This is a genomic window from Raineya sp., from assembly GCF_053497555.1.
This window is the reverse complement of sequence record NZ_JBRCWE010000109.1, coordinates 1-11,394: the sequence shown is the minus strand read 5'-3', so window position 1 is coordinate 11,394 and position 11,394 is coordinate 1. Positions and strand designations below refer to the sequence as shown.

8 protein-coding genes are annotated in these 11,394 nt (G+C 39.4%); 4 read left to right on the top strand and 4 right to left on the bottom strand.

Annotated elements, in window-relative coordinates:
- Positions 1-154 precede the first annotated feature (154 nt).
- A complete protein-coding gene (locus ACWITO_RS13860) occupies positions 155-877 on the bottom strand; it encodes a TIGR04255 family protein (protein ID WP_448530588.1) in 723 nt (240 codons plus the stop codon).
- A gap of 204 nt (positions 878-1,081) precedes the next feature.
- On the opposite strand from ACWITO_RS13860, the gene ACWITO_RS13855 reads away from it, so the two are divergent.
- The 3 genes from ACWITO_RS13855 to ACWITO_RS13845 are packed head-to-tail and all read left to right on the top strand — an operon-like array spanning position 1,082 to position 5,148.
- Entirely contained in the window at positions 1,082-3,517 is a 2,436-nt protein-coding gene (locus tag ACWITO_RS13855; RefSeq protein WP_448530587.1) for a 3-hydroxyacyl-CoA dehydrogenase/enoyl-CoA hydratase family protein, read from the top strand.
- Between the two features lie 51 nt (positions 3,518-3,568).
- A complete protein-coding gene (locus ACWITO_RS13850) occupies positions 3,569-3,925 on the top strand; it encodes a four helix bundle protein (protein WP_448530586.1) in 357 nt (118 codons plus the stop codon).
- A 53-nt stretch (positions 3,926-3,978) separates the two neighbouring features.
- Complete coding sequence (locus ACWITO_RS13845; RefSeq protein WP_448530585.1) at positions 3,979-5,148, top strand: thiolase family protein; 1,170 nt, start codon at positions 3,979-3,981, stop codon at positions 5,146-5,148.
- A 25-nt stretch (positions 5,149-5,173) separates the two neighbouring features.
- Here the strand turns inward: ACWITO_RS13845 and ACWITO_RS13840 are convergent, their stop codons facing one another.
- Entirely contained in the window at positions 5,174-5,605 is a 432-nt protein-coding gene (locus ACWITO_RS13840; protein WP_448530584.1) for a DUF2141 domain-containing protein, read from the bottom strand.
- Positions 5,606-5,679: 74 nt separating this feature from the next.
- Positions 5,680-7,611 (bottom strand): RecQ family ATP-dependent DNA helicase, encoded by a 1,932-nt coding sequence (locus tag ACWITO_RS13835; protein WP_448530583.1) that lies wholly within the window; start codon positions 7,609-7,611, stop codon positions 5,680-5,682.
- Positions 7,612-7,691: 80 nt separating this feature from the next.
- Here ACWITO_RS13835 and ACWITO_RS13830 point away from each other — a divergent pair, with 80 nt between their 5' ends.
- Complete coding sequence (locus tag ACWITO_RS13830; RefSeq protein ID WP_448530582.1) at positions 7,692-8,189, top strand: GAF domain-containing protein; 498 nt, start codon at positions 7,692-7,694, stop codon at positions 8,187-8,189.
- Between the two features lie 148 nt (positions 8,190-8,337).
- Here the strand turns inward: ACWITO_RS13830 and ACWITO_RS13825 are convergent, their stop codons facing one another.
- Complete coding sequence (locus ACWITO_RS13825) at positions 8,338-11,148, bottom strand: M16 family metallopeptidase (RefSeq protein WP_448530581.1); 2,811 nt, start codon at positions 11,146-11,148, stop codon at positions 8,338-8,340.
- Positions 11,149-11,394: the final 246 nt, after the last annotated feature.

Here is an 11,394-nt window from a genome sequence, read left to right as displayed (position 1 = left end):
AAAAAATTTTCACTTTTTGCCAAATTTTTGCCTCAAATCTTTTTCAACTCAAACTCAAAACTACTTTTTAAGGGACGACGAATGAATACTTACGAGCTGGATGAGTACGTACATTGGCATTTTGAGAGATAGGATTAGGGTAAAGCATAAATTTTTAGATTTTAAGGTTCATTTTTTCAAGACAGATATTCTCCTTAAACAACTCCTTCATTTTTTCTTTGTTGATTTGATGAGCAAATTCCAAAGATTGCTCTATCCAGCTATTCGCTAAAATATCTCCTAAATCTTCTGTGTATGCAAGCAGATTAACTGTGTGAATTACTGAAAGTTTTGTATAGGGTTCAGTTTCCCTGATTTTTCTAACATCTATATCTAATTGGTTATTGTATTCTTGGTTGTTTTTTTGGCTAATTTTATTCAAAGATAACGTGAAAATATCGTTTGAGTCATACAAGGATTTGGGTAGAGCATCTTCATTAAAAATTTCTTTCAAAGGTATTGGCTCTATTGGGTTTTCCCAACGAAAAGTATCAATATAAGTTAAACTGATTGCGTCAATGTATAAGCCTCTGTGTATTTCAATGTAAAATAAAACTTTTTCCAAAATAAATGGCTTAAATTCAGCCCAACGTGTGTAGGCTAACTCGTGAAAGCTGATTAGACTACTATTTTTTTTGTTTTTTATTTGTAATAACTTTTGTATTTGCCCTTTTTCGTTGATTAAACCAAATTCTAAACCTGTAAAAACTTTTTGACTATCAATAAAACTTTCCTGTTGTTGAACTTGGTTGAAATGTAATTTATCTTGTAAGGCAAAAAATTTATCTAATCGGGCAATGGGTTGATGAACAAAAGCAGAGAAAATTACTTCCTCTATAGGGTGTTGGGGGGAATTGTAATCAGTTTTTCAAGTATGGAGGGCATATTTTCATCGCTTAATGTGTATCTTGCAAAACTATAAAAATTTTGCTCTTTTAAGCAAGTACGATAAAATTTTTCTTAAAAATAGTATGCAAGCAGAATATTTTTTGTAATTTTACCTCAAATTTCCCGTTTTGTTCTGAAAAATCCACAAAAAACAATGGAAACAACCGTAGAAAAACCTCGTGTGCAAAAAGCCTACGAAACTCGCCGTATCCGAAAGGTGGCAGTTTTGGGGGCGGGTGTAATGGGAAGCCGTATCGCTTGCCATTTTGCCAATATCGGAGCAGAAGTGCTTTTGATGGATATAGCTCCCAAAGAGCTTAGCCCCGAAGAGCAAGCCAAAGGGCTTACCTTAGAAAGTCCCGAAGTACGAAATCGTATTGTAAAAACGGCTTTTGAAAATACGCTGAAAGCCAAGCCTGCCGCCCTTTACAACGAAAAGTTTGCCAGCCGTATCAAATTGGGCAATTTTGAAGACAATATGCCCGAAATTGCCTCTGCGGATTGGATTATTGAAGTGGTTGTAGAGCGTTTGGATATTAAACAGAAGGTTTTTGAACAAGTTGAAAAGTATCGCAAAAAAGGCACGCTCATCACCTCTAATACATCAGGGATTCCTATCCGAATGATGGCAGAAGGTAGAAGCGAAGACTTCAAGGCTCATTTCTGCGGAACGCACTTTTTCAATCCGCCTCGTTACCTGAAACTTTTGGAAATTATCCCTACCGAGCATACCAAGCCCGAAGTAGTAGAATTTTTGATGGAGTACGGGGCTCAAATCTTGGGTAAAACTACCGTTCTCTGCAAAGATACACCCGCATTTATTGCCAATCGTGTGGGGGTGTATGCCATTATGGACGCCCTGCATACTATTGAGGCTATGGGGTTGAGTGTAGAAGCTGTGGATAAACTCACGGGTCCTGTGTTGGGCAGACCAAAATCCGCTACTTTTCGCACGCTTGATGTAGTAGGGCTTGATACTATGATTCTTGTTGCCAATGGTTTGGCTCAAAATGTTCCTCACGATGAAAGCAAAGAGGCTTTTCGTTTGCCTAAATCTTTGGAGTTTTTGAAAGAAAAAAATTGGCTTGGTGATAAATCGGGGCAGGGCTATTACAAAAAAGATAAGGAAACCAAAGAAATTTTTGCCCTTGACCTCAAAACTTTTGAATACAAACCCCAAGAAAAAGTGAAATTCAAGGCTTTGGAGGCAACTAAAATGATTGATAAAGTCAAAGAACGTTTGCCTGTACTTATCAAAGCCGATGACCAAGCAGGAGAATTTTATCGCAAAACTTTTGGTTCTCTTTTTGCATACGTAGCCAATCGTATTCCCGAAATTGCAGACCACCTCTATCAGATTGATGATGCCGTATGTGCAGGCTTCGGTTGGGAAGTAGGACCTTTTGAAACTTGGGATACTATCGGCATAGAGTATGGCTGTCAGCTGATTCAAGAAGCAGGTAAAAAAGTTGCTCCTTGGGTGCAAGAAATGCTTACCGCTGGTAATACAGCTTTCTATAAGTTAGAAAATGGCAAACAATTGTATTACGATATACCTTCCAAGTCTTACAAGCCTATTCAGAAAAGTGGCGAGATTATCATTTTAGATAATATCCGCAAAACAAACAAAGTTTGGGGCAATGCAGGCTCTACACTCTTTGATTTAGGCGATGGCATTTTGGGCTTGGAGTTTCATACCAAAATGAACTCTATCGGAGCAGAAGTGATAGAGGGTATCAATCGGGCAATTGAAATTGCTGAAAAAGATTTTAGAGGCTTGGTGATTGGCTCAAATGCCGAAAACTTTTCGGCAGGGGCGAATTTGGCAATGCTGATGATGTTTGCTATTGAGCAAGAGTGGGACGAAATCAATTTGATGATTGCTCAATTCCAAAAAACAATGATGCGAGCCCGTTATTCGGCTATTCCTGTGGTTACTGCACCCGCAGGGCTTGCCTTGGGGGGAGGTTGCGAGCTAAATTTACACGCCGACCACATACACGCCCACGCAGAAACCTATATGGGACTTGTAGAGTTTGGGGTAGGGCTTATTCCTGCGGGAGGTGGCTCGAAAGAAATGACTTTAAGAGTTTCCGATTCGTTCCAAGAAGGAGATGTAGAGTTCAATAACTTGCAAACTGCCTTTATGAATATTGCCACTGCTAAAGTAGCTACTTCGGCTCACGAAGCTATGGAAATTGGTTACTTGCGTAAAAGCGATACCATTGGTCTGAATCGTGCTTTTCATCTTGCCGAAGCCAAAGCCAAAGCCATAGAACTTGCAGAAATGGGTTATACACAGCCTAAACAAAGAGAAGATATCAAGGTCTTGGGCAGAACGGCTCTGGCTACGCTCAAAGCGGGCATTGTAGGTATGCTTTATGGTAATTACATTAGCGAACACGATGCCAAAATTGCTGAAAAACTCGCCTACGTAATGACAGGCGGCGACCTAACAAGCCCTCAACTCGTTTCAGAGCAATATCTTTTAGATTTGGAGCGTGAAGCCTTCCTTTCACTTTGTGGCGAAAAGAAAACTCTTGAACGTATCCAAAGCATCTTGACGACAGGAAAACCGCTGAGAAATTAGTTTTTGAGTACAGAGTAATGAGTATAAAGTTGAGAAAATGAAGTTTTAATTATGCACAATTACAAAGAGCTAAAAGTTTGGCAAAAATCTATGAATTTGGTAACGAGGGTTTATCAACTAACCGAGAATTTTCCTTCTGATGAAAAATTTGGACTGGTTAGTCAGATTCGTAGATCTGCCATTTCTATTCCTTCTAATATTGCAGAGGGAGCAGGACGAAATACTACAAAGGACTTTGTACATTTTCTTTCCGTGGCAAATGCCTCTTGTTGCGAATTAAACACTCAACTCATTATTACTCAAAATCTCTTGTACATAGAAAGTACATCTCTAACTCAACTTGAAAAGGATATTGATGAAATTCAAAAAATGATTTTCAACCTTAAAAAGGTAATGCAAAAAATGTAGTTTGGGTATAAAATGTACTCAATACTAATTACTAACTACTAACTACCAAGAAAATGAACGCATACATCGTAGCAGGCTATCGTACAGCCGTAGGAAAAGCAAAAAAAGGGGGCTTTCGTTTTACTCGCCCCGATGACCTCGCCGCAGAGGTGATTAAGCATTTGGTAAAATCTATCCCAAATTTTGACGCCTCACACGTAGAGGATTTGATTGTAGGTTGTGCCATTCCCGAAGCCGAACAAGGAATGCAAATCGGCAGAATGATTGCTTTGCAGTCTTTACCTGTCAATGTACCTGGGTTTGTGATAAATCGCTATTGCGGTTCAGGTTTGGAGGCGATTGCCTTGGCTTCGCAACGAATCCATTCAGGAATGGCAGATTGTATTATCGCAGGAGGTACTGAGTCTATGTCGCTTGTACCTATGATGGGCTATAAACCCGCTTTGAACTTTCAAGTAGCTACCCAACACCCCGACTATTATCTGAGTATGGGGCTTACTGCCGAGCAGGTTGCTAAAGACTACAAAATCAATCGCGATGCTCAAGATGAGTTCGCTTATATTTCACATCAAAGAGCTATTGAGGCTATCAAGACGGGCAAGTTCAAAGACGAAATTGTGCCTGTAAGTGTAGAGGAAGTATATGTAGAAAATGGCAAAAAGAAGAAAAAATCTTGGGTAGTAGATACTGACGAAGGACCCCGTGCCGATACCACTATGGAGGCTTTGGCGAAACTCAAACCTGCTTTTGCCGCAGGGGGGAGCGTAACGGCGGGTAATTCTTCGCAAACTTCTGATGGTGCCGCTTTCGTAATGGTAATGTCTGAAAGATTGGTGAATGAGCTGGGTTTGAAACCTATTGCCCGAATGATGTCTTATGCAGTAATGGGCGTAGAACCTCGCATTATGGGCATAGGACCCGTAGCCGCAATTCCCAAGGCTTTGCAAAAAGCAGGTCTGAACCTTTCGGATATTGGCTTAATTGAACTCAACGAAGCCTTTGCCGCTCAAAGTCTTGCTGTTATCAATGAATTGGGCATTGACCGCAACATTACCAATGTAAATGGTGGAGCTATCGCTTTGGGACACCCACTGGGTTGTTCGGGAGCAAAACTTTCTGTACAGCTTTTCAACGAAATGAAACGCCGAAAAGTAAAGTATGGAATGGTAACAGCTTGCGTAGGAGGCGGACAAGGAGTTGCAGGAATTTTTGAAGCCTTGTAGTAAAAAGGGGCAATTAGCCCCTTTTTTATGGATAAATCATTTTGAGTTGAAGCGTTTTCAGGGGGCGTTCTAAAAAGAAGCCTGCTTGTCTGAAACTTGGATTTTTGATTTTTGGTCGGTAGTTGTTGGAAAAGCAATACCCTTCTTTGGGTAAGCCAATGAGGGTGTAATCCATTTTTTTGTTATCGTTCTCATCGTGAAGTACCGAAACGGCATAATCGCCATAGGGTAAATTATCAAATTCTACAAATACTTTTTTACTTTCAGGAATTTCTAATTCGGCAGTACGCAGGGCAAGCTGGAAGTTCGTTGGGAAACCTTTGGCTTTATCAAAAAGATTTACCAAAACTTTCCCTTTCTGATTGCGAATTTCAATAATTTCAATCTTCAATTTTCCTGTACCTTGTGGGGAGAAAATCCACATTTGCCAAAAAAGAAGTAACCAAGAATAAATCATAGCAAAAAGAGTTTTAGTTGGATAATTGCAAATTTCAAACCAAATGTGTGAGCATCTGAGCTTGAAACGAAACGTTAAATTACTTTTTTTAGTTTGTGGTTTTCGCTCATTTCTACTTCGCCTACTTCAATAATTTTTTGTAAAGCCTCTACAAGAGCCTCACGAGTACGAGGCTGAATGGTAAGAATAAGTTCTTCAATCGTCAGGCTTTGAAATTCAAGAGCTTTGAGGATTTTTTCACGATAGAGTTCGTAATAATGCTCACTAAGCCTTTTTTCTTTTTTCTTTTTCAGACAAATATCGCAAATGCCACAGGGTTCGTAAGAAATTTCACCAAAATACTCTAAAAGAAGCTGTGTTCGGCAACGACTTTCGTGTTGTGCGTAATGGATAACCGCTTTGGCTTTACGCAAATCCCTTTCCTTGCGTTGATTGATTTTTTGCCAATCTAATTGCAAATTTTCTGCATTTTGGCGAGGTACAATAAAAGTAAGTTGAGGTTTATCTTTTTGTTTTTCGTAAATAACCACCCTCATTTTTTCTAAATTTTCAAGGGTTCGGATAACGTTTTCAATGCTTGTACCTGCTTTTTGAGCAATGGCTTGCTCGGATATTTTGCAAAAGTGTGTCAGCAGTTCGCCCCCATACATTCGCAAAAGTAACTGAATGATGGGCTCGGCATTCTTGTTGGCAATCTGAAAGGCATACAAATCGTTATGATTTAGCAAAAAAAGCAATTTAGAAGGACTAAAGTACGCCTCGCTCAAATGCAAGATGTTTTCATCGCAGAGAATTTTGAGCGAAAAATGTGCCTCGTTGGCATCTAAATTGAAGGTTTTGATAAAATCGTTGAAGTCAAAATCAAAACTTGCCATTGCACCGCTACCTACGGCAAGTTGGTAATAGTTAGCAAGCATCTGATAAACATTCCGAATGGTGGCAGGTGCAGGATAAGATTTTAAGACCTGAATTTGCAAGTTATCAAGATCATTTTTATCGTAAAGAGCTACAGCATAGGCTTTTTTTTCATCTCTGCCTGCTCTGCCTGCTTCCTGATAGTAGGCTTCCAAAGAGCTTGGCAATTCCCAATGCACAACTACCCGCACATCGGGCTTATCGATGCCCATTCCAAAGGCATTGGTAGCTACAATAACACGAATTTTGTTTTTTATCCAAAGTTCTTGCTTGCGGTTGCGTTCTTCGTTTTTTAGTCCTGCGTGGTAGAAATCGGCACTGATTTTATGTTGGGCAAGCACTTGGGCAATTTCCTGAACCTTTTTACGAGAGTTGGCATACACTACCGCCGAACCTTGTACATTTTGCAGAATTTGCAAAAGTTTTTGAAGTTTATTTTCTTCGTAAAAGCACGAATACGAAAGATTTGCCCGAGCAAAACTTTTCTGAAAAACCTTCCGATTAGACTTAAAATGTAATTTTTCTTGAATATCGCCTTTTACTACATCGGTAGCTGTAGCCGTGAGGGCTATGCAAGGAACATCGGGGATAAGTTCACGAATTTCGGCAATTTGCAAGTAGGGAGGACGAAAATCGTAACCCCATTGCGAAATGCAGTGGGCTTCGTCTATGGCAAGCAGAGCGACTTGCATTTTTTTGAGCCGCTCACGAAAAATATCTGTTTGCAGGCGTTCGGGCGAAACGTACAAAAATTTTACTTTCCCAAAAACGCAGTGGTCAAGAATAATATCAATTTCACGGCGGCTCATTCCTGTAAAAATGGCAAAAGCGGAAATGCCTTTTTTACGTAAATTTTCGACTTGGTCTTTCATTAGGGCAATGAGCGGCGAAATGACAATGCAAATGCCTTCCAAACACATTGCAGGCACTTGGAAGCAAAGGGATTTTCCGCCACCTGTGGGCAAAAGGGCAAGTGTATCGTTGCCTTCTAGTACCGAAAGGATAATTTCTTCCTGTAAAGGTCTGAATTTGGAGTAGCCCCAATACTTTTGCAAAACTTCGTGAGCCTTTGCCGAAAGTTCGGATTGCATATTTTTTGAATTTTCTCAAAAATACAAAAACTATTTGTTCGTTAAAAGTATGGATTTAAGTTTGAAAAAAATTATCATTTATGGCAGAAACACTTTTTATTCCTCAAACAGAAAATAGGGCGGAAATTTACGAGGCTCTGGGTTTGCAAATGGAGGCTTTGCTTTCGCAAGAAAAAGACCTAATCGCTAACCTTGCCAATTTTGTAGCGGTGCTAAAAGAAGCATTTGGCTTTTTTTGGATAGGTTTTTATTGGGTAAAAGGGAATGAATTGGTGCTTGCACCTTTTCAGGGTACGCTTGCTTGTACGCGTATAGGCTATGGCAAAGGGGTTTGTGGTACAGTTTGGAAAGAGGAACGTACTATATTAGTGCCTGATGTAGAGGCTTTTCCCGGACACATTGCTTGTAGCTCACTTTCTAAATCTGAAATTGTTGTGCCTGTTTTTCAGGGAGGCAAAGTGGTAGCGGTTTTGGATATAGATAGTGATAAGCTGAACGATTTTTCGGAAACTGACCAAAAAGGATTGGAAAATTTGGTAAAAATTTTGGAAAAGCATCTGCCTTCAATGCAAAAATAAAAAAACGACAAAGCCACAGGTTTTGTCGTTTCCACGCAACTTTAATGTTGCTAAAAACACCACTAAAACTATTTGCAACAAAAATACTTGGTTTCAGCGGTTCTAAAAAATGATTTTAGACGAATGAGCCTTTTTGCTCGGCGAAATTTTACTTTTTATCCTCTGGTTTCAAAACTACTCGGATATACTCTTTGGTATTGATATATTTTTTGGCGGTATTTTGCATTAGTTCTTTGGTAATCCAAGCAAGACGGCTTTCCCAATCTACAATCATTTCGGGGTTGTTGCCAAGGAAATAATAATTTTGCAAAGCACCTGCCCAATAACGATTGGTTTTGATATCTACTTCCATTTTGCGTTTGCGTTGTTCTTTTACTTTGTCAAGGTCTTTTTCATCAATATTACCTTTCTGTATTTTTTCAACTTCTTCCAAAGCCTGTTTGGTGAGTTCATCAACGCGTTTGGGGTCGCAAGGGAAGCTAATACTGAAAAAATAAGAATTACGAGGATATTTGCTAATATTGCCTTCTGCACCTACGGTGTAAGCTCCTGAACTTTCTTCACGTATCTTTTCAATGAGTTTGATGTCCAAAAGTTCACTAAGGGCAGAAATGGCAAAATAGTTTTTGAAATCGAAAGGTGCATTGTCGTAACCAGCAAAAACGATTTGCACAAAACTTTTGGGGTCTGAACCTTTTTGGATAGTTTTATCCATAGGGGCTTTGGGATAAGTGATATTATTATCTTTCCAATTTTCTTTTCTGTTTGTGCTGGGCAGGGAAGCGAGGTATTTTTCAATCAAAGGTTTGATTTCCTCTATTTTGAATGCACCCACAAAAATAAAATTAAAGTCAGAAGCATCGGCGAAGCGGTCTTTATAGAAAGCAAAGCCTTTTTCGTAACTGATTTTATCAAATTCGGGCAAGAAAGTAACCGTACGAGGGTGGTTATTGTACAAGATTTTGGAAAATTCTAAAAAGAAGTAGAATTGAGGATTTGAAAGCAAATTGCCTAAAAACGCTTTATCTCTTTGCATTTTTGAATTAAAGGCTTCTTGGTCTTTGCGAGGAGCAACAAAATACAGGTGCATTAGCTCCATTGCGGTTTCTAAATCTTTGGGAGTAGTAGATCCATTGAAACCTTCTTGCAAATCGGAAATGAAAGGACTTATACGTACATTTTTGCCTGCCATTGCCTTTTTCATTTCGGTTTGTGAAAGGTTGTTGATACCGCTTTCGGTAATTACTTGCGAAATATAGCTGGCAGAATGTACATCTGCATCGCTGGCAAGCGAGTAGCCACCATTACTGAAAGCTGAAATGATGATTTCATCATTTTTGAAATCAGTAGGTTTGAGAATAACTTTTGCTCCATTGGAAAGAGTAAGTTCGGTGATACCACTTTTTTCCAATTTCTTTTCTGCTACAATTTTACCAGCATTGATTTTTATGCCCTCGGAAAGCGATTGAGCTACTTTTTTGGCTTCGTAAGGCTTCACCTCTGCTTTTTCTACTTCTGCCAAAATAGCTTTTACTTCTTTTTCGGTAGGGATTTTGAATCCAGCCTTTTCGGGGGCTTGAATAGAAATTACGCTATTTTCTTTGGTAATGAGGGTTTTGATGATACCATTCAAATCTTCCAATTTGATTTTGTCTATGTGCTTTTTGGCAAATTCGTAGGTATATTCAATGCCAGGAGCGGGTTTATTTTCCAAAAAGTGGCTCACATAGCTCCAAACAATGGTGCCTGATTCGGTTTTGTCACGGTCGTTGTAGCTTTTTTCAAGATTGGCAAGATATTTCTTTTTGTAGAGGTCTAATTCTTGTTGCACAAAGCCGTGCTTTTCCAAACGCTTTACTTCGGTAAGTAAAACACGCAAAGCATTCATAAGATTTTTTTCATCGGTGTTAGCATCAAGCGAGAAACCATCTTTGGTTCTTACAAAATCTCCATAGTAGGCACTTGCACTTGAAAAAGGTGGGTTGGAAGAAAGACGAATTTCATCAAAACGCTCATTGAGCATACCTGCGAAAATATCCATTTTGAGCTTTTCAAAGAAGTCTTGTTCAGTTTTTATTTCACGAGGCGGCTTTTTGTAGAGCAAACCTACATTGGGGAAAGCGGCTTCTTTATCCGAAACAATCGTAATGAGCATTTCTTTGTGGTCGGGAACGGGAAATGAGGTACGAGGCTTTTCTTTTTCAGGGTTTTTGAGGTCGCCGAATAGATTTTTGATTTTTTGCTCCATAGCATTTACATCTATATCTCCAACCACTACCACTGCCATTAGATTAGGGCGATACCAATCTTTGTAAAAATTGATAGCCTCTTGATGTTTGAAAGTTTTTAGCACTTTTTCTGTACCAATAGGCAAACGCTTGGCATATTGAGAGCCTTTGAGAATAATGGGAAATTGTTTGTCCAGCATTCTTTGCTCGGCACCGCGTCCTAAACGCCATTCTTCCAAAACCACGCCTCTTTCTTTGTCAATTTCGGCAGGGTCAAAAGTTGCATTAGCCGCCCACTCGCGTAAGATTTCTAAACCTTTATCTACGAGTTCGGGCTTATCGGTAGGTACAGGCAACATATACACGGTTTCATCAAAGCTGGTGTAGGCGTTCAAATCGCCGCCAAATTGTACGCCAATAGATTGCAAATAGCTTACTATTTCGTTTTTTGGGAATTTTTTAGTACCATTAAATAGCATATGCTCAACAAAGTGAGCCAAACCCAGTTGTTTTTCGGTTTCCAGCACCGAGCCTGCATTTACAGCCAAACGTAGCTCTACACGTTTTTCGGGCTTGCTGTTTTGTTGAATGTAATAAGTTAGCCCATTCGAGAGCTTTCCGACTCTCACTTTGGGATTGAGCGGAACAGGTTGCGTGCTTTGAGCAACAGAAAATTGAGCAAAAATTAGCCAAAGCACTACTTTTGCAATAACTAAAACTTTGTTTGTCATAGATTTGAGAGTTTGAAGTGTTTTGCCCGCAAGATAAAAAAAAGCCCAAGAAGTTTGTAGAAGGTACTTGAAAAATATTTAATCGTCCCTTAAAAAGTAGTTTTGAGTTTGAGTTGAAAAAGATTTGAGGCAAAAATTTGGCAAAAAGTGAAAATTTTTTGGAGGCAAAAAAGAAAGCGATTGAGCCACTTTCTAACATTGAAAGCCGCCGCCGCCAACCAAGCATTGATTTTATCGCCTAATACC